Annotated in this window: 21 protein-coding genes and 1 pseudogene; 18 read left to right on the forward strand and 4 right to left on the reverse strand. The window is 34.7% G+C overall.

What is annotated here, in order from left to right; genetic code table 11:
• The first annotated feature begins 75 nt into the window (after positions 1–75).
• From MHH64_RS07385 to MHH64_RS07415, 7 genes and pseudogenes are all read left to right on the forward strand, one after another.
• Positions 76–645 (forward strand): bifunctional transcriptional activator/DNA repair enzyme AdaA, encoded by a 570-nt coding sequence (locus MHH64_RS07385; protein ID WP_340002968.1) that lies wholly within the window; start codon positions 76–78, stop codon positions 643–645.
• 3 nt (positions 646–648) lie between these two features.
• The gene (locus MHH64_RS07390) at positions 649–1,188 is read left to right on the forward strand and encodes a methylated-DNA--[protein]-cysteine S-methyltransferase (RefSeq protein ID WP_095312525.1); all 540 of its coding nucleotides are present in this window, start codon (positions 649–651) and stop codon (positions 1,186–1,188) included.
• 31 nt (positions 1,189–1,219) lie between these two features.
• A pseudogene (locus tag MHH64_RS07395) lies at positions 1,220–1,386 on the forward strand (2OG-Fe(II) oxygenase); the annotation flags it as partial.
• 20 nt (positions 1,387–1,406) lie between these two features.
• Positions 1,407–2,225, forward strand: coding sequence for a radical SAM protein (locus tag MHH64_RS07400; protein ID WP_095312528.1), 819 nt, complete (start codon positions 1,407–1,409; stop codon positions 2,223–2,225).
• Between the two features lie 501 nt (positions 2,226–2,726).
• Entirely contained in the window at positions 2,727–3,638 is a 912-nt protein-coding gene (locus MHH64_RS07405) for a glycine betaine ABC transporter substrate-binding protein (protein WP_118890471.1), read from the forward strand.
• A 186-nt stretch (positions 3,639–3,824) separates the two neighbouring features.
• Positions 3,825–4,628 carry a type II CAAX endopeptidase family protein gene (locus MHH64_RS07410; RefSeq protein ID WP_118890472.1) on the forward strand — a complete coding sequence of 268 codons (804 nt, stop codon included), beginning with the start codon at positions 3,825–3,827 and terminating at the stop codon, positions 4,626–4,628.
• Between the two features lie 245 nt (positions 4,629–4,873).
• A complete protein-coding gene (locus tag MHH64_RS07415) occupies positions 4,874–5,326 on the forward strand; it encodes a GNAT family N-acetyltransferase (protein WP_340002969.1) in 453 nt (150 codons plus the stop codon).
• Between the two features lie 816 nt (positions 5,327–6,142).
• On the opposite strand, the gene MHH64_RS07420 is transcribed toward MHH64_RS07415, so the two are convergent.
• From MHH64_RS07420 to MHH64_RS07430, 3 genes are all read right to left on the reverse strand, one after another.
• The gene (locus MHH64_RS07420; protein ID WP_118890475.1) at positions 6,143–6,286 is read right to left on the reverse strand and encodes a YesK family protein; all 144 of its coding nucleotides are present in this window, start codon (positions 6,284–6,286) and stop codon (positions 6,143–6,145) included.
• A gap of 231 nt (positions 6,287–6,517) precedes the next feature.
• Positions 6,518–6,904, reverse strand: a complete 387-nt coding sequence (locus tag MHH64_RS07425; protein ID WP_118890088.1) for a hypothetical protein — start codon at positions 6,902–6,904, stop codon at positions 6,518–6,520.
• A gap of 110 nt (positions 6,905–7,014) precedes the next feature.
• Positions 7,015–7,509 (reverse strand): hypothetical protein, encoded by a 495-nt coding sequence (locus MHH64_RS07430; RefSeq protein WP_340002970.1) that lies wholly within the window; start codon positions 7,507–7,509, stop codon positions 7,015–7,017.
• A 685-nt stretch (positions 7,510–8,194) separates the two neighbouring features.
• Here MHH64_RS07430 and MHH64_RS07435 point away from each other — a divergent pair.
• The 11 genes from MHH64_RS07435 (at position 8,195) to MHH64_RS07485 (ending at position 19,749) form a co-directional block, all read left to right on the forward strand.
• Positions 8,195–8,944, forward strand: a complete 750-nt coding sequence (locus MHH64_RS07435) for an IclR family transcriptional regulator (RefSeq protein ID WP_118890090.1) — start codon at positions 8,195–8,197, stop codon at positions 8,942–8,944.
• Between the two features lie 35 nt (positions 8,945–8,979).
• Positions 8,980–10,287, forward strand: coding sequence for an aspartate aminotransferase family protein (locus tag MHH64_RS07440; protein WP_340002972.1), 1,308 nt, complete (start codon positions 8,980–8,982; stop codon positions 10,285–10,287).
• Positions 10,288–10,337: 50 nt separating this feature from the next.
• The gene (locus MHH64_RS07445; protein ID WP_340002973.1) at positions 10,338–11,558 is read left to right on the forward strand and encodes an ABC transporter substrate-binding protein; all 1,221 of its coding nucleotides are present in this window, start codon (positions 10,338–10,340) and stop codon (positions 11,556–11,558) included.
• 87 nt (positions 11,559–11,645) lie between these two features.
• Positions 11,646–12,548, forward strand: coding sequence for a sugar ABC transporter permease (locus tag MHH64_RS07450; protein ID WP_240033838.1), 903 nt, complete (start codon positions 11,646–11,648; stop codon positions 12,546–12,548).
• On the forward strand, positions 12,548–13,366 hold the full coding sequence (locus MHH64_RS07455; protein ID WP_118890094.1) for a carbohydrate ABC transporter permease: 819 nt from the start codon (positions 12,548–12,550) through the stop codon (positions 13,364–13,366). The genes MHH64_RS07450 and MHH64_RS07455 overlap by 1 nt, the downstream gene beginning before the upstream one ends.
• A 23-nt stretch (positions 13,367–13,389) precedes the next feature.
• On the forward strand, positions 13,390–14,496 hold the full coding sequence (locus MHH64_RS07460) for a Gfo/Idh/MocA family oxidoreductase (RefSeq protein ID WP_340002974.1): 1,107 nt from the start codon (positions 13,390–13,392) through the stop codon (positions 14,494–14,496).
• A 33-nt stretch (positions 14,497–14,529) separates the two neighbouring features.
• Complete coding sequence (locus MHH64_RS07465; protein WP_158586292.1) at positions 14,530–15,282, forward strand: SDR family NAD(P)-dependent oxidoreductase; 753 nt, start codon at positions 14,530–14,532, stop codon at positions 15,280–15,282.
• A gap of 32 nt (positions 15,283–15,314) precedes the next feature.
• Positions 15,315–16,190, forward strand: a complete 876-nt coding sequence (locus tag MHH64_RS07470) for an SMP-30/gluconolactonase/LRE family protein (RefSeq protein ID WP_118890097.1) — start codon at positions 15,315–15,317, stop codon at positions 16,188–16,190.
• Positions 16,191–16,227: 37 nt separating this feature from the next.
• Positions 16,228–17,934, forward strand: coding sequence for an IlvD/Edd family dehydratase (locus MHH64_RS07475; protein WP_118890098.1), 1,707 nt, complete (start codon positions 16,228–16,230; stop codon positions 17,932–17,934).
• A 26-nt stretch (positions 17,935–17,960) separates the two neighbouring features.
• Positions 17,961–18,803, forward strand: coding sequence for an amidohydrolase family protein (locus MHH64_RS07480; RefSeq protein ID WP_340002975.1), 843 nt, complete (start codon positions 17,961–17,963; stop codon positions 18,801–18,803).
• A gap of 55 nt (positions 18,804–18,858) precedes the next feature.
• Positions 18,859–19,749 (forward strand): fumarylacetoacetate hydrolase family protein, encoded by an 891-nt coding sequence (locus tag MHH64_RS07485; RefSeq protein WP_340002976.1) that lies wholly within the window; start codon positions 18,859–18,861, stop codon positions 19,747–19,749.
• Positions 19,750–19,871: 122 nt separating this feature from the next.
• Here MHH64_RS07485 and MHH64_RS07490 read toward each other — a convergent pair whose 3' ends face one another.
• Positions 19,872–21,116 carry a TraB/GumN family protein gene (locus MHH64_RS07490; protein WP_340002977.1) on the reverse strand — a complete coding sequence of 415 codons (1,245 nt, stop codon included), beginning with the start codon at positions 21,114–21,116 and terminating at the stop codon, positions 19,872–19,874.
• Between the last annotated feature and the right edge of the window lie 14 nt (positions 21,117–21,130).

Consider the following 21,130-nt stretch of genomic DNA (forward strand, 5'->3'; position numbering starts at 1 on the left):
CTTGCTCATACATTGTGATATCCTTTTATAACAAAAAGCAGCCGAGTATAATGTGAAGTAGAAAGAGGTGATTCCATGATAGATAATCAAGCGATGCAACTGACTAATGAACGATGGCAAGCGATTATGAATAATGACAAATCCTATGATAATATTTTTATTTACGCAGTTAAGTCGACAGGGATTTGTTGCCGACCTTCTTGTAATTCGAGAGATCCCAAAAAAGAAAACGTCCTTATTTTCAATAACGCGGATGAAGCAATATCAGCGGGGTTTCGGCCTTGTAAACGGTGCAAACCAGGTGGCATGCGCTTGCCGGATGAAGAATGGGTAATCCAAATGAAAGAGTATATCGAAGGAAATTATCATGAAGCCATAACATTAGAGATATTAGCAGACGTGTGTCATGGAAGCCCTTATCATTTACAACGTACGTTTAAGAGGATTACAAGTTTGACACCTGCCGAATATATTCAGCAAGTACGAATGTCACATGCAATGAGAGAGCTCGAAACGACCAATAAATCAGTCGCAGAGATTGGATTTGCTGCAGGATTTCCAAATACGCCCTATTTCATAACGTTATTTAAAAAGAAAACAGGTCAAACCCCTAAACAGTATCAGAAAACAAGGATGGAGGTGTAAGAAATGGAGAAGACCAATGGTAATATCGTATATTGGATGCTACTCAATCACGGACATTGGGAGATGTATATTGCAGCAACTTCAGAGGGGCTTTGCTATGTTGGTTCACAGCATACACCATTTGAAGAACTTGCGGCATGGGTGAAAAAACAACTGCCCTCTTCTGTACTTTTGGAAGATGAGCATAAATTGAAACCATATGCAACAGAACTAATTGATTATTTGGCAGGACGACGTAACGTATTCACGTTACCCGTGAATCTTCATGGGACAGTATTTCAGCAAGCTGTCTGGGAGATATTGCAAGAGGTTCCATATGGACAGACGGTTTCATATACGGATATTGCGGAAAAACTGCAAAAGCCAAACGCGGTTCGCGCTGTGGGAACTGCAATTGGCGCGAACCCTGTCCTAATCATGGTTCCTTGTCACCGTGTCATCGCTAAAAGCGGAAAGTTGGCTGGTTACAGAGGTGGATTAGATATGAAGGAACAATTACTGGAAATAGAAAAACATAAATACGGTTGTGAAACAAATGATTAAACGTATTCAAGAATGCATTGTTTCTTGAACGGGTAGGGTACATACAATTGAAGCAGGAGAGGGACTTATTTTTACGACAAATTATCGCCCGGTAAAAGGGACAAATGGGTACTATCGGTCAAAAATGCGGTATGGGTATGTACATTCACTTCTGAAACAAGATATGGACTAGGCGTTATTTTTCACGATGCAAAGTAAAGAAAAGGGGCAGATTTTGTTTGAAGAGACAAATAATTTATAAATATCCAAAGACGATACTTAATAAAGGAACGGGCTATCTCTCGGGATATAGCCACTCATTGAATCCATATACTGGCTGTGCATTTGGCTGTTCCTATTGTTATGTAAGGCAAATGCCAGTATCATTGTTTCGCAAAGAAGAATGGGGAACATGGGTAGATGTTAAAATGGAAACTGCTAATCTGTTATATAAAGAGCTTCAAAAGGCAAAAACTAAAGGAAAAGTGACGATTTTTATGTCTTCAAGCACAGATCCTTATCAACCCGTCGAATATAAAGAAAAGGTGACACGTTCATTGCTTGAAACCTTGGTCGACTTCCACCCTGATTTTTTACTCGTCCAAACACGCAGTCCACTTGTCAGTAGGGACATTGATTTATTAACACGCATGGGCGATAAGGTCCGGGTGAGTATGACCATTGAAACAGATCTTGAGTCTATACGAAAACATTTTACACCAGGTGCACCACCGATTGCAGCCCGCCTAAAGGCGCTTCGATTATTGAAAGATGCCGGCATACCGACACAGGCCGCGATTGCACCTGTACTTCCGAGCAGTGAAGCATTTCCGCATCAATTAGCAGAACTGGTTGATCGTGTTTGTGTGGATGATTATTTTATGGGAGACGGTAGTGGTGGAAAAAGGACAAAGAGAATGGGGATTTATAATTTATATGAGTCCTTAGGTTTGGCGGAATGGTATCATCCATCTGCATATCAGATTGTTTACGACAGGCTTAAAAATGCTTTCTCTGAAAACCAGATTTATTTAAGTCAACAAGGTTTCGAACCTTGATTATAGGTTGAGTAAGAAGTAAAGTGGTACGTTAAAAGAACAATTTTAGTTACTCAATTGAAAAGTGGGTCATTCAGGACAAGACAAATCCTGATGACCCACTCTCTCTGAAATCAAGTATTTCGATACCTTATTACAGAAGCGAGTATACAGGTAGCAATCGCTTCATCACTTTAATTGAGTTGTAAATTATCCAATCGTGTAAAAGCTAACTTCCTACCTTATCATAAAGGAAAAAAGATTAAATATAAGATTTTTCAATAATTTTTCCGGTATGATGTTCTATATCCGATCTTATTCATGTATTTGCTTTAATTTGCGGTTTGAAAATGTTATGAAAGAACTGTAACATGTTTAATTGTACTTAAATTTATCTCTCCTTAATGCTTGAAAAGTTTTTGCCCATTTTTAGGAAGCTAAATATATAAACGTATGAAAAGCTAAAGATTAATAGCTTTTTGATAAGGAGATTTGAAGAATAGTCTACAGGAGGAGTAAACATTGAAAAAAGTAAAGCATCTAGGAATAATTTTTGGAATTTTGGCTATATTTCCGCTTGCAGCTTGTGGCAATTCAGATGGAAATGCAGCTGACAGTAATGGTGAAGCTGACTATAGTGAAGAAGTGGATTATACCATTACAGGGATTGAACCAGGAGCAGGGATCTCTGTTACAACGGAGAAGGCGATCGAAGAATACGATAGTTTGCAGGGCTGGAACGTAGAATTATCTTCTACTGGAGCGATGATGACTGAACTTAGAGGTGCAATTGAGAATGAGGAACCGATCGTAATTACTGGATGGAATCCGCACTGGATGTTTGCAGAGTATCCAGATATGAAGTATTTGGAGGATCCTCAAGGTATTTATGGTGGGGAAGAAACCCTTAATTCATTGGCAAGAATTGGGCTGGAAGAGGAAAAACCAGAGGCTTACAAGCTAATTGATCAATTCGAGTGGAATGTAGAGGATATGGAAGAAATCATGTATGAGTCTGAACAAACTGGCAAAGCAGTAGAAGAAGTAGCAGTTCAGTGGGTTGAGGATAATGAAGATAGAGTAGCCGAATGGGTAGAGGGCGTAGAAGATGTTGATGGAGTAGAAATCGAACTTGCCTCAACACCATGGGATTCAGAACGTGCATCTTCAGGTGTTTTAAAAGAAGTAATGGAGCAAAAAGGATTTAGCGTAACTGTAACCGAGTTAGATGTAGCTATTATGTTTGAATCGATTGCAACAGGAGATGCGGATGCCACTTTAGGAGCTTGGTTACCGATAACACATAAAGATTTTTATGAGGCAAATCAAGATAACATTGTTGATTTGGGTCCTAACTTAACTGGTGCTAAAATTGGCCTTGTTGTTCCAGAGTATATGGATATTGATTCGATTGAAGATCTTAATTCTAAATAAAAGCCTTAATAATATTATAGGAGAAACGACTTTTTAGTTGTCGTTTCTCTTTTTAGTTGTTTATGGTAACAGTTAACAATGATACACCTTTTGTTCCATCGGATTTCAGCCCTTAGTCTGAAGAATTTGAGTTTAAATAACAATATAATCTATATTAACGACATATTATAAAAGGTGTGCATTATTATGAAAGAGAAAAAAGCATTAAAAAGCCCATTGATAAGTTTTGTTATCACAAGTTATGTCATATTTTTTGTGTTTTTTACGGTAATCGGTATAAGTATTGTATTAGGTGCACCTGAGAGCATAACAAACATATTGCAAATCATCTCTGCGTGGTCATCAACATTTGCATTCGTTGTTTTATTTAAAAAGATTTATCCGGGGTTAAAGTTAAAGGAATTTGTAAAGGAGCAATTTGCTTCAAAACTTAAGCTTTCAGTTCTTAGCACTATAGTGATTATTCAAGTTATAGTCCTTGCGGTAACTATATTTCTTCCCTCCATTATAAACAATAATCAAAACGTAGCATTATCATTTACAGGAATTGGACTATTGTTTTTTGCATTTATAGATACTTTAATAAGGGGTCCTTTAGGCGAAGAATTAGGTTGGAGAGGATATGCATTAAATGAACTTCAAAAGAAATACTCTCCCTTGAAATCAGCACTCATTGTAGGTGTTTTATGGGGATTTTGGCATACTCCACTATGGTTCGCTTCAGGGTATACCGGAGTAGATTTAATCAAGTACATTGTACTTTTTATGATTGGTATTATTTCTTTTTCTATTATTGTGACGCTGTTCTACAATCTAAATAAGAACCTTGTGATACCAATTATTACGCACCAAATATTTAATTTTTCTCTGGTGCTGACTAAAGGAGACTTATTAGACATTTTGGTGTATGTGATGATTTCCTATTTTGTTGTCGCAGTTATATTAATTGTTGTAAACCCAAAGGGAATTCTATACAAAAAATATATGTAAATTCAACTTGTTATGAATGAACCGTGTACAGATTGGAAAATGGATAAAACTTTACGGCAGGAGATAATTTAAACAAATCCACTTTTAAAAAGAAAAAGCAGTGGTTATTGTGCTATATTGAATAAGTGAGTTATCGAAATATTAGTTTTATTTTACAAATGATGTTACGTTAAATTACAAGTCTAGGTAAATTCAGAGATTACAGCATCTTTTAATTGCTTGATAAAGATAGGGGAGAAATGTAAATGACCATTGAACTAAGACCTATTACAAAGGATAACTTAATAGAGGTATCTAAATTAACAACAAATCCAGATAATAATCCTACTGTGTTCGAGGAGTTTGTTGCTTCAAACGCCTTTTCGATTGCCCAAGCTAGTCTCTACCCTTCCTATATAACAGAAGCTATCTATCATGACGATGAGGTAGTTGGTTTTGTGATGTATGGTATAGATGAGGATGATGGTCTTTTGTGGATTCCTAGATTTATGATTGATGTAAAACATCAAGGAAAAGGACTTGGAAAAAAGAGCTTTCATATAGTCTTAAAGAAACTTAATCAACAATATCCTGGGTCTGACATTTATATTAGCTTTGAACCTGAAAATATCATTGCCAAACAGCTGTATACTTCATTTGGATTCAAAGAAACAGGAGAGATAAATGAAGGAGAAGTGGTTTTTACTTTGAAAAATTAAGGAAACCATGTTTGTGAAAAATTAACTTTTTAGCTGCATATTAAGCGACACTTTTTTCTCATCGCATATTACATAACAAACAAAAAAGCTGTCTCTATTTTCTTTAAGGGTTCCGTTTTGAGGCGCATATTAATTAAATGACAGATAAACTGACGTATGAATTGGCATACGTCAATTTTGTTGTATATCAATGATTATTTTAAACTAGGGCTTTTTGGCAACCGATTTTCTCAGTTCTTTTTTATCGGACAATAGATATTGTACACATAAAATTGGTGTCAATTGATATGTCAAATTCGATGCCAATTCGGCTGTCAATTGCACTGAAGTTTTAGATAGTATACCGTTAGTAATTTAACACAAAAAAGACCTCTATTAAGAGAACCTATCCAATTTACTTAACCAACTAAAGCACCTTGTTACCTTTTTCATTCTAAAACAAATTCAAAACGTAGGGGTATATGTATTGTAAAGTCAGAAGAAAAAGAACAATCAAGCCTATTGTGGATAATAAAAACACCCAAATCTTTTTTATCTTTATCTGTACAAAAGCAGATGCCAACACAAGAATATTAAAAATCACAATCATTGAAACCCAACCCCCCCAAATCCCATCAGTTTGATCTGGGTCTGGCGCAGCAATGCTAAACATTGGACCTATACCAATAAGAATTACTAATATGAATATCAATCCGTGTACCAAATATACTGCTTCCTTAAACAATTAAACCACCTGCTCTCTCCAGTCTCAATCGTTAGTTAAACAATCCTTACTCCCTTAAATGGTCCGCTTGTTGAAGAATTTACATTACATATTTATTTTTTAGTTATAAATCCACTTATAGTACCTACCCATATTCCAAGTAAACCACTGATTGTAACAAATAATAATCCAATACCTTCCCAACCACCAACGACTTCTCTGCTGTAAATAACGATTCCGACACAAACTAAACTCAATACAATGGAAATTAAAAATAGAGCTTTCTTGAAATCTTACGAGATATAAAAAAGATGATAATAGCAGCAACAATCCCAATGAGCAATATCGGTGTCCATCCTTCTAACATTAAAGCATCCATTTTGTTCCTCCCTTTACATATTCTTATCAAACAAACTGGAGCATTTGTTGAAATATCGCACCAGTTACTTTAAGTACATTACTTCACAAATTACAGTAGTCGTTCTAAGTTATTCTCTATTTTCAAATGGAAGTCTCGAACTTTCATCTTCATATATAGAGTAAGTCCACCCTCCGATTTCCATTTTTGAGCATTGGTCATTATTGCAAGAAAAAAGATAGGACTGCTCATCAGTACGAACACTAACCCCAAAATAGTATGGGAATACTCCACCTTTATTCCTGTCTATACCTGCATCAATAGCAATGATGTTCTCTTTTTCTTCTAACTTCTTATAATCCTCACTCTCAACAGTTTTTTGAATCATTTCACTTAAAATGACTTTTTCTTCTGGGGAAGGTTCATACCATTGCTCAATTAAAAGCCATTTTCCTAATATATACAAATTTACACATAAACTTATTATTAATAAAGCAAGCACAATCTTTTTTTTCATATATCCCATCCTTTATTTAAGTCGACTTATACTAAGCTGCCCCTTTAGTACAATAACTTCTTCGTAAAATAGCGTTAAACCTTCTTGAATTAATGCACCAGTTTGTTGATTTAATCTTTTAATGTTTCAACTTCCTTTATCACACTTGTTAAAGCTAAATCGTTTTCACTTATCGTATGTCCTTCTACAAGGGAGATGTCGTATTCTCCATTAGAGAACTGTATGTAATTCGCATCTTCTTTGTTCCTTTCAAAATATATTGTGTACTTATTTTTAGTCACTGTATTTAATTCCCAACTAGAACCTATTCCTACTCCCACACTGTCTGATATTCTCTTTGCGTAATATCCTTCCTTGTCTTCGATTAATTCTCCAACAAAAAATACATCCTCTCTCGACTGTACTACTAATAACTTTTCCTCTCTTGTCGTTATAATTAAATCAATATTCCCTTCAATATCTTCTTTCTCAATAAAATGTTCCAAAGTTTCTTCTTTAGAAGAGAAATGGTCTATCTTATCTTTCTCACTACAAGCAGATATGAAAAAAATAGCTATAACCAATAAAATAACTATAAATTGTCTAATAATAACCTCCACCTTCACCAGTTGACTTTTTATAAAAACCAATTGCCATTGTTCAACAATCCTGCCACTTTAGTTAAGTACAATATTTCACAAAATTATTATACCAGATATTAGTAATTATCAGAAAAAATAATATCCTTGTCATTATAATAGTAAAATTCGTCTGAATTAGACGGAATTTATATGTCATTTTATCCGTCAATTATAATGTCATTTGAGTCGAGTTTTTTGAAAATGCACCTCAAAACGGAACCCTTTACTATTTTCTAAAGACAGCTTTTTGTGCACATACTGAGTTTAAATACAAGGTTTATTCACTACTTTGGACTATCCATTAACTATCTTAAAAATCATAGGAAAACTATCCAAAGTGATCACCAACCTGCCAAAAGCGATTCCTATCTTTTTTTAAATCAGTTTTCTAAACTGCATACCCCCTATCTCGTCAACTATTATCAATAAACATGCTCCACCTCATACTCCTCTTCTTCCAAAATCGAAACTACATGAGGCTCCATAATTAAGTGCAAGCTACCGACAATAACAAATTATGATTCAATTAACCTGTAGTAATATTCAGTTTATTCGTAATGAAAGTAATAATTTATTTTGTGTAAATATATTGACAAATTTAATTTGATAAAATATACTTGTTCAAAGAGTTGAACTTAGTTTTTTATGTTGAACGGAAGAGGGGGAATTTATGAAACAATATAATGTACCTGCTTTAGAGAGAGCAATATCGATTTTAGAATTAATCAGCCAATCAACTGAACAATATACTGTAACTGAAATATGTACAAACTTGGACTTACCTAAAGCAACCGTATTTACCATTATGAATACACTCGAACGTTACAAGATGGTTGAAAAGGATACAACTGGCAGATTTCAAATAGGTGCAAAGTTATTTCAATTAGGTATGACATACTTATCCGACTACAGCATGATCGATTTAGCAAAGCCTTATATGAAAAAATTAATGAAAGAAACGGGATTTACTGTTCATTTAGGTATTCTACATGAAAATAGCATTATGTATATTGCTAAAGAAGAACCAAATAGTTTCATTAAATTTTCTACTTATCCTGGTCTAACTACAGAAATTCATCTATCTGGATTAGGAAAAGCTATTTCAGCTTATTTAGGTGATACAGAGATTGATAAGATTTTAACTGAGGAGGGTCTGAAAAAAGCAACTAATAATACTATTACTTCTATGGAAAAGTTTAGACAAGATTTAGCGAAAGTTCGAGAAAACGGTTATTCTCTTGAGGATGAAGAAGGAGAAAAAGGTGTTAGATGTATTGCGGCTCCAATTATTAATGTTCGACTCCAAACACCAACTGCAATTAGTATAACAGCCCATATTTCTCAATTAGAACCGCAACAATATGAGGATATTGGCCTGTTAGTTAAAACAACTGCACAAGAAATATCTAGGATTATATAAGGCCTAATAAATATGAAAAATAAGGAGGTAATTGAATGTTAAATGAAAAAAGTAAGCAATTGCATGAAGAAGCAAAGAAATTTACTCCGGGTGGGGTGCATACTTCAATAAGAAACATCGATCCTCGCTTAATTTTTACAAAATCTGAAGGTGCATATATATATGACGCTGATGGTAATAAATATATTGATTTTCAGGCAGCATTTGGACCTTATATTTTAGGACATAATTATAAAGAGGTAAATGACCGTGTAATAGAATCCCTAGCTAGAACTGACTTATATGGGGTGGGTACAACAGATTTAGAAATAAAATGCGCCGAGAAAATTACAAAGTATGTACCATCAGCAGAACAAGTACTGTTTTGTAATTCAGGTTCTGAAGCAACTTACCATGCGATACGTTTATCAAGAGCGATAACTAACCGTAAAAAATTAATAAAGTTCCAAGGATGTTATCATGGTTGGCACGATTATGTGGCAAGAAATATGTTAAGTGAGCCTCATATGATTGGAAAAAGGGACCCTGGTTCAGCAGGTATGATGGACGAAGCAATCGATAATACATTAATTTGTACATTTAATGACTTAGATAATGTAGAGAGAACACTAGTGGAAAATAAAAATGAAGTCGCGGCATTAATTGTTGAACCGATTCCCCATAATATAGGTTGTATAATGCCGGAAGTAGGTTTTTTACAAGGATTACGAGACTTATGTAGTAAGCATGGAACTATATTAATATTTGATGAGGTAATTACAGGATTTCGTCATGATCTAGGTGGTTATCAAAATGTAAGCGGTGTCACCCCGGATTTAACAACAATGGGAAAAGCAATGGCTAATGGTTTTCCAATGGCGGCATTAGCAGGTAAGAAAGAATATATGGAACGTTTTAATACGAATTCAGGAGGAGATGTCTGGTTTGCTGGTACATACAATGGCCATGCTATTGGAACATCAGCAACTATTGCAACAATGGAAATAATGGAAACAGAACCAGTGCATCAACATATTTTTGCACTCGGAGACAGAATGCGAAATGGTATTCGTGAAATTCATGATCGATTAAGTATTAAAGCTTATGTTGCAGGATTTGGTTCTGTTTGGACCACTTATTTTATGGATTTTGAACCCAAAAATTATACAGATCTTATGCAGAATGATGCAAAAATGTATGTAACCTATCGTAAAAAGTTATTGGAACGAGGAATTTTTAAAATGCCAATGAATATTAAGCGAAATCATATAAGTTATAGCCATACGAAAGAAGATATCGATAATACATTACAAGCTATAGAGGATGTTTTAAAAGAACTTGTTCAGAGTAGGGTTTCTAAATAATTTGATTTAAATTAATAAATTTATATTAAATCATAAAGGGGATTCTTTATATGAATAAAAAATCAATCATCTTCTCAACTTTTATTGTTATTAGTTTAATTTTAGTTGGTTGCGGAGCTAATGGTAATCAGTCTGAAGGTAGTAGTGGTGATAAGGTTACATTAACATTATGGCATTATTGGTCTGGGCATTTAGAGGAAGTATTGCAAAGTAATGTGAATGATTTTAACGAAACACAAGATGGTATTGAAGTGGAGTTAACTTTTGTTCCTTATAATGAATTAACGCAACAGCTTTTAATTGGAGCAACTAGTCAAGACGTACCGGATATTATTATCGGTGGTATTAACGAAGTTCAATTTTATGCGAAGTCTGGGATTTTAGAAAACATTAATGAACAAGTAGAAAATTCTGGATTAGCAACTGGCATATACGAAAATATTGCTGCTATTCATAAAATAGATGATGAGTTCCATGGGCTTCCACTCCATACAAATGCAGTAGGGCTTTTTTACAACAAGGACTTAGTAGATGAACCTCCTGTAAATTGGGATGAACTAACTAATTTAGCTACAGATTTAACAGAAGATGGTAAATACGGATTTTCTGCTTCTGCGCATAATTCACAACATGGTACTGCATCATGGATTCCTTTTTTATGGTCAACTGGAAGTGGTGTAGAAGATTTGGGAAGTCCTGAAGCAATAAGTTCACTTGAGCTATGGAAAAACATGTACGATGAAAGTATTATGCCTAAAGAAATCGTACAAAAAGAATTAGAAGAGGTTGGAGTAGATTTTTATAATGAAAGAGTTGCAATGATTATTGGGGGTTCTTGGATGATTCCAGCTTTAGAGGAGGAAGCACCAGATTTAAATTGGTCAGTCGCTCAAATTCCGAAAGACCAAATGCATGCTTCCGTAGTTGGTGGAGAAAGTATTGCGATTGGTAAGGGGCAATCTGTTGATGAAGCATGGCAATTTATTGACTTTCTCATGGAACCTGAGCGTCAACTTGAATGGTTAAAAGCGACTGGTAACTTCCCAGCTATAAGCGAGGTAGCAAATGATCCATATTTCCAAGACGATGAAGTTAGAAAAGTGTTTGCAGAAGTTATTTCAACATCTCAAGGATATGGTTGGGGAGAAAACCATAATGAAGTTAACACTGCTATTTATACTGCTATTCAAGAAGCGCTAGTCGGTGGAAGTACCTCTGAAGAAGCTCTTAAAAAAGCAAGTGAAATTATACAACCGTTAATAGAAGAATAAGTTGAGATTTTGTTATCCTCAAATCTAGTTATATTAGATTTGGGGATGACCTCTTAACAAATTTTTTGTAGAAATGGAGGTTGCATGGTGAAACAGAGTGAGTTCAAGAGGATTATAGAAAAGAGTAAAGACTATACCTTTTTAATGCCTGCAAGCTTGTTTTTATTGCTTTTCTTAGTTTATCCAATATTTTTTAACCTCAATCTTAGCTTTAGAGATGTAAATGTCGGTAATTTAATTCAAGGAGAACGTGAACTAGTCGGTTTAAGTAACTATGTCACTGTTTTAAAAGATCCATTATTTGTAAAGGCTTTAGCTAATTCTATAGTCTTTACAGTAGGTACTATTATATTTTCCACATGTATTGGTTTTATGCTGGCTCTTTATTTTAATAAACCATTCCCTGGGAATAAATGGATGCGTTCAATTTTATTGATTGCATGGATGACTCCAATCATCATAATTGGTACGGTTTTTAGATGGATGTTAAGTGGTGAAAATGGAATAATTAACGAAATTTTAATGAATATAGGTATTCTCTCCCAACCAAATTATTGGTTAACCGATACAAATACAGCTCTATTCAGTGTAATCATCACTAATATTTGGATTAGTATTCCTTTTAGTATGGTAATTATATTATCCGGATTACAAGCTTTACCAGGTAATATTTATGAAGCTGCTAAAATTGATGGTGCTAATAGATTTCAACAGTTTTTTTATATCACTTTACCGTTGATGAAGCCAACTCTACTTGTATTATTAATGCTTGGAGTTATATTCACATTTAAAGTTTTTGATTTAATTTATATAATGACTGCTGGTGGGCCTGCTGATGCAACTCAAGTTATTCCTTTTTTAGCTTATCAATTATCGTTTGGAATGTATAGATTTGGAGAAGGAGCTGCTTTATCTAATATTTCCTTTATTATAATTGGGTTATTTGCTTTGGTTTACCTTTATTTTATAAGAAGGGAGGAAGTAATGTAATGGCAAAAAAATGGATACTATCATTTATTGGCCTCTTTATAGTGCTTACATTTTTATTTCCAATTTATTGGATGGTCATATCTTCTATTAAACCAGCTGGAGATATATTTGGTGATTCATCTATTATTCCAAAACGAATAACGTTTGAAGCATATATTAATATATTTAACCAACAGGATATAAGAGTACTAAGTTATTTTAAAAATAGTTTAATCATTAGTTTTGGTGCAATGATAGGTACACTTTGTTTAGCTACGCCAGCGGCTTATGCAATCGCTAGAAGGAAAATAAAAGGCATTACTTTATTCCTTTTATTTGTGTTAATCACTCAAATGTTTCCTAGTAATATGCTTGCATTACCGCTTTATTCTATGTTTGCAAATATTGGCTTGCTAAACACATATACTGGTGTCATTATTGCGAACATGACTCTATCAATCCCCTTTGCAATTTTGGTAATGAGAACTTATTTTTTAATGATTCCTACTGCTTTAGAAGAAGCTGCAGCTATAGATGGTTGTACTCGATGGGGAACATTTTTTAAAATCATTCTACCACTTGCAAAACCTGGGGTGTTTACGGCCGGGGCCTTTAGCTTTTTGTTAGCTTGGGGGGAATTTTTATACTCATTAACGATGTTAAAAAATAATGATTTGTGGCCAGTTACGCTTGGCATGAGACAATTTGTCGGTCAATATAGTACGAACTGGTCCGAATTAATGGCTCTGTCTGTTGTTTCTTCGCTTCCTATAATTATCATTTTTATTTTTACGCAACGATATATTGTAAGTGGGATTACAGCGGGATCGACCAAATAGTTTATTTAAAGGAGAGGTACTATATGAATAGACTGAAGATTGGTATAGTTGGAACGGTGCGTGGAGCTGATTTTTATGAAGACTTTAATTTGTTTAATAATGTAGAGGTTACAGCTGTTATGGATACGGATAAAGAAGCACTCGAAAATTTTAAAAACAAGTATGAAGTGGGTAAAACCTTTACTAATTATGAGGATTTAATTGATTCCAATATCGATGTAGTAGTGTTGACTTCACCAATCCATTTTCATGCAGAACAAGCGATCCAGGCTTTAGACAGGAATATTCATGTTTTATCAGAAGTTACAGCTGCAACAACTTTAGAAGATTGTAAGTTATTATTTGAAGCTGTAAAGCGTAGCAAAGCACAATATATGATGGCAGAAAATTACTGTTATATACGTGAAAATGTCGCTATTCATAATATGGTTTCAAAAGGTGTGTTTGGAAAAGTATATTTTGCAGAAGGTGAATATTTACATAACGTAAAATATTTACATTATGATAAAGCTGGAAATCCTACATGGCGTAGAAGAGAGACAATGGGAAAACGAGGGTGTACTTATGGCACTCATAGTCTTGGCCCAGCTTTGAGTTGGTTTAATGAGAGGGTTAAGTATGTGAACTGTCTAGGTCCCGGATCTCATACCGTTCCGGAATATGAGAATGATGATACTACCATTATGTTATGTAGAACAGAAAGTGGTGCGTTAATAAAGATTAGGTTAGACATGGTTTCTAATCGACCACATAATATGGGATATTACTCACTACAAGGAACAAAAGGGTGTTATGAATCTCCAAGAGTACCAGGAGAACCAGGAGAACAGCATAGAGTATGGTTACAAGATTATAGTAGATCTAGTGAGGAATGGATTGATCTAGAGGATTTATATGATGAGTTTCTGCCTAAAGAATATATTAACCTTCCTGTTGAACGAAAAGATTCTAATCATTGGGGCGCCGATTATTTTATGATCAAAGATTTTATCAACTGTATCTTAAATGACAAACCAGTAAGAATCGATATTTATAAAGCCTTAGAATATACTTTACCGGGAATTATATCAGAAAAATCTATTAAATTAGGGGGAGCACCTATAGAGGTTCCAGATATTAAACAATGGTAATGTTATCAAGAATAATAGAGGATGGGGTTTATATTGAATAAAAGAGTATTAATTACTGGCGGAGCAAGTGGTATTGGAAGAGGTATGGTTGAAAAGTATCTATCAAATAATTGTAAAGTAATTATTTTAGATAAAGATGCAGAAAATCTATCTAAAACTGTTTCGGAACTAAATGCATTGTATCGAGATATAGAATCCGTTGTTTGCGATCTAGGAAATGAAGAAGATATAAGGAAAACGGTAGAATGGGCGTACGATGTATGGGGAGGCATAGATATCTTAATTAATAATGCTGGCTTTGCTGTTCGAGAATTGTTTGTGGATATATCTTTAGAAACCTGGGATAGAATATTGGACGTAAATTTGAGAGGGACTTTTATTTTAAGTCAGTTGATTTCAAGAAGAATGATTCAAGATAGAATAAGTGGTTCAATTGTAAATATCTCTTCTAAAAATGGCTTAGCTAGTAGTTCTTATTTAGCACACTATAACACCTCCAAGGCTGGTATTAATTTATTGACACAATCGATGGCTGTAGAATTAGCAAAGTTTAATATAAGAGTTAATGCAGTTGCCCCTGGATTTATAGATACACCTTTAGATACTAAGTTAAAACAGGAAGATGTTAGCTTGGATTTGACTGAAAGAACACCGATGAAACGATTAGGTTCTGTTGAAGAAGTTGCGAATGGTGTTTATTTTTTAGCTTCAGATCAAGCCTCGTATATTACTGGAACTATTTTAGTAATTGATGGTGGTCATCTTGCAAATGCTAGTGAATTATAATATAGCTATAAAATATTGAGGTGGAAATCTTTATGGAAATGTGGGAATTAGTTCAGAATGAACAAGCACAATTAGGAGAAAGTCCATCTTGGAATGAGGTAAATCAAGTTTTATATTGGATTGATAGTAAAAAAGGTCGCTTATATATTTATAATCCTAAAAATAATGAGCAACGTAAAATTGAAATAAATGAACAGATTGGCTGTGTAGTCCCAAGGGGAGAACTTGAAGTTGTTATCGCTGCAAAAAGTGGTATTTATTCTGTTCATCTAATAGATGAAACGAAAAAATTAATTAACAACCCTAATAGAGATCCAGAAAATATATTCAATGATGGGAAATGTGATCCAAGGGGGCGCTTTTGGGTGGGGACAATGAACGGTTTAGATGCTTACAAATTTAGTGGTGAATTGTTCTGTATCGACCGCCGCGATCGAAGTATTTCGACTAAACTTCATTCTATTGGATGCTCCAATGGTATAACTTGGTCTCCCGATTTTACCATAATGTACTATATTGATACGTTAGCCTTTGAAATTGCAGCTTTTGATTACAATATAGAAACCGCTGAAATCAGTAACAGGAGTGTTGTTGTAAAAATACCTGATGAATATAAATTGCCTGATGGTATGTCAGGGGATACAGAAGGTATGCTGTGGGTCTCCCATTGGGATGCAGGAATTATATGTCGCTGGAACCCACATACTGGAAATTTATTAGATTCCATTCAATTACCTGCTCCACGTGTTACTTCTTGTGTATTCGGTGGAGAAAAGTTAAATGAACTATATGTTACAAGTGCCCGTGAAGGTTTATCTAAAGAACAGCTAGAAGCGTATCCTTCTTCGGGAGGATTATTCCGAATAAAACTAAATGTCCAAGGGTTACGAACATATTCATTTATTTAGTATCTTTAATAAACGTTAAAAAGGGAGGTTTATTCTTTTGAAAAATGAACCTAAAAAAAGTGAGAAATATTTTTCCGATCCGTCAATGTGGGGATTTATTCATCGTTCCTTTACCAAATCGATGGGTTACACAGACGAGGATATAAAAAAACCCGTTATCGGTATATGTAATACGTTTAGTGAACTAAATAAATGCCATTCTCATTTTAATGAACTTGTCGAGTATGTAAAACAAGGAGTATGGCAAGCGGGTGGAACACCAATGGAGTTTCCAACCATTTCTATTGGAGAACCTTATGTAAAACCGACAACAATGCTTTTAAGAAATTTAATGGCCATGGATACAGAAGAAATGGTGAAGGCACATCCAATTGATGGAGTTGTATTAGTTGGTGGATGTGATAAAACGATACCAGCTCAGTTAATGGCCGCAGCTAGTGCAAACACTCCAGCGATTGTACTTTCAGGTGGTCCGATGTTAAATGGCCGTTTAAATGGTGAAAGTCTCGGTGCTTGTACAGATTGCTATCGATTTACTTTAGAACACAGTGCGGGAACCTTAAATGATGAACAATTAGCAGAAGTAGAAAATGCGATTTGTCGTAGTGATGGTCATTGCATGGTAATGGGAACCGCGAGTACAATGGCTTCAATTGCTGAAGCATTGGGTATGGCTTTACCGGGTTGTGCAGCAATACCAGCTGTTGATTCAAGAAGGCGGCATATTTCTCAAATGACTGGTAAGCAGATTGTCCATTTAGTAAAAGATAATCTAAAACCAAGAGATATTATGACAGAAAAGGCTATTGAAAATGCGATAACTGTAACGATGGCAAGTGGTGGTTCAACGAACAGTATTATTCATATTGTTGCTATTGCTCAACGACTTGGAATGAAATTACCTTTGGAAAAATTTGATGAAATTAGCAAAAGGACTCCATTTTTATTAAACTTGCGTCCATCTGGAAAATATCAAATGGAGGAATATTTTGAAGCTGGCGGTGTTCCAGCATTAATGAAAGAATTGGAATCTCTCTTAAATACAGAATGTATTACTGTTACCGGTAAAACAGTAAAGGAAAATATGATAGGTGTTAAAACTTTAGATCGAGAGGTTATTTTTCCATTAGATGATCCTATTGAAAATGATGGGGGTATTGTTGTTTTAAAAGGAAATATTTCTCCAAATGGGGCATTGATTAAGAAGACTGCTGTATCAAAGAAGTTTCTCAAGCATATTGGTAAAGCAGTAGTTTTTGAGTCTTTGCAAGATATGGAAGAAAGGATTAATGATCCTGATCTTGATGTTGATGAAAATAGTGTATTAGTTTTGAAAAATGTTGGACCAAAAGGTGCGCCAGGAATGCCAGAAGTTGGACAAATTCCTATACCAAAGAAGTTATTGAAAAGGGGTGTGCGTGATATGGTTCGTATTTCTGATGGAAGAATAAGTGGTACCTCTTACGGTACGCTCGTTGTACACGTTGCTCCAGAAGCAGCAGTTGGTGGACCGTTTGCTTTGATTAAAAATGGTGATGAAATTGAAATAGATCTAAATAATCGAATCTTACAACTGCACGTAGATTCCGATGAACTTAAAAGTAGAAGTTCGAAATGGAAAAAACGAGGCACCTATTACGATCGTGGATATGGCTTATTATTTGAGGAAAGAGTTCTACAAGCTGATTTAGGGTGTGATTTTGACTTTTTATTACCTAAAGAATTAAGACCCCTTAATGATTAAAAATGAGATGAAAAGCGAGGAGGATAATGATGGTATTTGATTGCCATACTCATCTATTTGGTCCAGGACAGGTAACAGGTGCAATGAGAACTGCGTGTAAAAGAGCTTGGGGTGATGAGCATGAACTAGTTGCGCTACCAGAAGAAAATTGGGAGAGTGTAAAAGACGTAGATGGTGCAATAGTTTTAGCATTTGATGCACCTGCAACCGGGACAAAAGTGCCGAATGAATATGTTGCAGAATATGTTTCGAAACATCCTGGAAAATTATTCGGTTTTGCTAGTGTAGACCCAAATAATTATCTTGCTCCTAGTATATTAGAAACTGCTATTAAAGAGTTAAATTTGAGTGGTCTGAAGTTAGGACCAATGTATCAAAATTTTTATCCAGATGATAAAAAACATTTCTCACTTTATGCTAAAGCAGATGAACTAAATATTCCTATTTTATTTCATCAAGGTACCTCCTTTGTTCCAGAAGGATTTTTAGATGCTTCACGCCCTGCTGCGCTGGATCCAATTGCAAGGGAATTTCCAGATTTAAAAATAATTATTGCACATATGGGACATCCATGGGTAGGAGAATGTATTTCCGTTGTTCGGAAAAATACAAATATGTATATGGATTTATCGGCTTTAGGTGGACGTCCATGGCAATTTTATAATGCCATGGTATTAGCAATGGAATATGGGGTAACTCATAAAATATTATTAGGATCTGACTTTCCTTTCTTCACTATTAAAGAAACGATAGATCTGTTATGGCGGATTAATGATGTTGTTGAAGGAACAAAGATGCCAAAAATACCTAATCAAATTATAGAAGATATTATAAATCGAATGACCCCTGAAATTCTAAATTTAAGTTAATAAACTTTTATATAGAGATTTAGAGAATTTTGTGATATGAAGGAGGTAATTGGAGATGAAGTTGCTAACTATTTTAAATGAAGGAAAAGAAGTATTAGGTGTTAAAACAAATGAAGGTATTATTAATATTAGTCAAACACTATCTATTCATCCAAATGCTAATATTCCAACTGATTTGATGGATGTAATTAACGGTGGAGAAAAAGTTGTAAATGAAATTGAATACTATATTAAACAATTACCAACTGATTCTATTCAATATCTTAATGAAGAAGAAATTGAATGGGGTCCAGCAGTAACGAGACCTAATAAAATCATTTGTGTAGGTTTAAACTATAGAAAACATGCGGATGAAACAAAAGTTCCATATCCTGAAACTCCGATTTTATTTACTAAATATAACAATACTCTTACTGGACATGAAAAAGATATTACAGTCCCGAAGGTAACAAACAAGCTAGACTACGAGGTAGAGTTAGGAATTGTTATTGGAAAGGAAGCTAAAAATATCTCGAAACAAGACGCATTAAATTATGTGTTTGGTTATGTTACAGCAAATGATTTATCTGCTCGGGATTTACAATTTGTGTCCTCTCAATGGCTATTGGGTAAAAGCTGTGATGGATTTAGTCCAGTAGGTCCTTATCTAGTTACTCGTGATGAGATTAAAAATCCAAATAATTTACAACTTAAAACGATTGTAAATGGTGAGGAAAGACAAAACTCTAATACAAGAGATATGATCTTCTATTGCGATGAGATTATTAGTTATATTTCAAAATATATGACACTAGTACCTGGAGACTTAATATTAACTGGTACCCCGGAAGGAGTAATATTAGGTGACCCAGAAGACAAACAAGTATATTTAAAACCTGGTGATGAAGTTAGTGTGGAGATAGAAAAAATAGGTAATTTAACTAATCGATTTGTAAAAGATTATTAATTGTCTGTTCCATTTATAACTTGTCTTTTGTAATTGAACTTTATAATAATATAACCCTATACTGGTGTGTATCTTTAGCTATCAAATAAAAAAAGCTGTCTCGAATTGAGACAGCTCTCCAATCAATAAACATGCTCCACCTCATACCCCTCTTCTTCCAAAATCGAAACTACATGAGGCTCCATAATTAAGTGCAAGCTACCGACAATAACAAAGTATGTATCGCCATTATCTTCCTCAAGAAACTCCGTAATTGTATCGGCCATTCCATAGTTACGTTCATCATTCAATGCTTCCATAAATGCTTGTTCTTCAGCTGTTGGTTCTGCCTCTTCCTCGGTTAAAGCAGTTAATAGTTCATCGACATCCCCTTCTTTATAGAGGTTGAATAGCTCTAGCATATCTTCCTCATAATCATCGATATCAACTAATGATTCCTCTAGCATTTGAATTTGATAGTCATCCGATGTATCAGCAAAAATGCTCAGCTGTTCCTCAACTGTTTCGAGGGCAATAATTTCTTTGTCATCTTGAGCGGCTCTGTCTAAAAAGTATTGATCGACCCCATTCATAAAACCAAGTTGTTCTGTCATGAGCTGTTGAATGGTGGAGGATAGGAACCATGGCTTAAAGCCTTCAACCATCTGTAATGGCAATCCAAGTTCATCTAGTGTCGCAGATAAATCAGAATACACATCTTCTGGAATATGATCTTCTATTGTGGTCCCGTCTTGATAGGCGCCAAGATCCATTGTTAATTGCTGTACCTCCATTACATTTAAATCGGTTATATCAATTTCAGGCACAACGACATCAGCTTCTCGATATGCATCTTCAATTTTTTCGTTTAATGGATAGAAGTCTTCTGTTCCAGCATGAATGGTTCCTTGCAGATAAACGGTTGTATCACCATTTTCTACTTTCCACAAAAAGCCACCCGGACCATCCGGACTTCCGACGACTTCTGTTTCTTCTGTGAAGTGAACGACAACGTCTTGTTCGGTTAATTCATCTAATAGTGCTTGTTGCTCCTCATCAATTGGATTACTCCTTACATTAACTTCTTCGAGACTTTCTAAATCCTTTAAAAGAGAGAAATCATTAATTTCATTATCTTCTAATGATAATACCTTCAAATCATCTAATAACTCTATTCCAGTAAGGTCCTGAATACCTAAACCAGATAGGTCAAGCTCAACTAATTCATCGAAATCTGACTCGTATAACTCTCCGTCTGTTTTTTCAACTTCCGCACGTAATCCTTCCTCTAATTGTTCATCGGAAAAAGAAACAGCTTCTTCTGATTGACATGCCGTGATAACAAGTGCAATCATCACAATCAGTAAGTTGGCAAATAGGCGTTTCATAAGAACAGCTCCTC

The sequence above is a fragment of the Oceanobacillus sp. FSL K6-0127 genome, assembly GCF_037983385.1.
Lineage (GTDB): Bacteria > Bacillota > Bacilli > Bacillales > Amphibacillaceae > Oceanobacillus > Oceanobacillus profundus.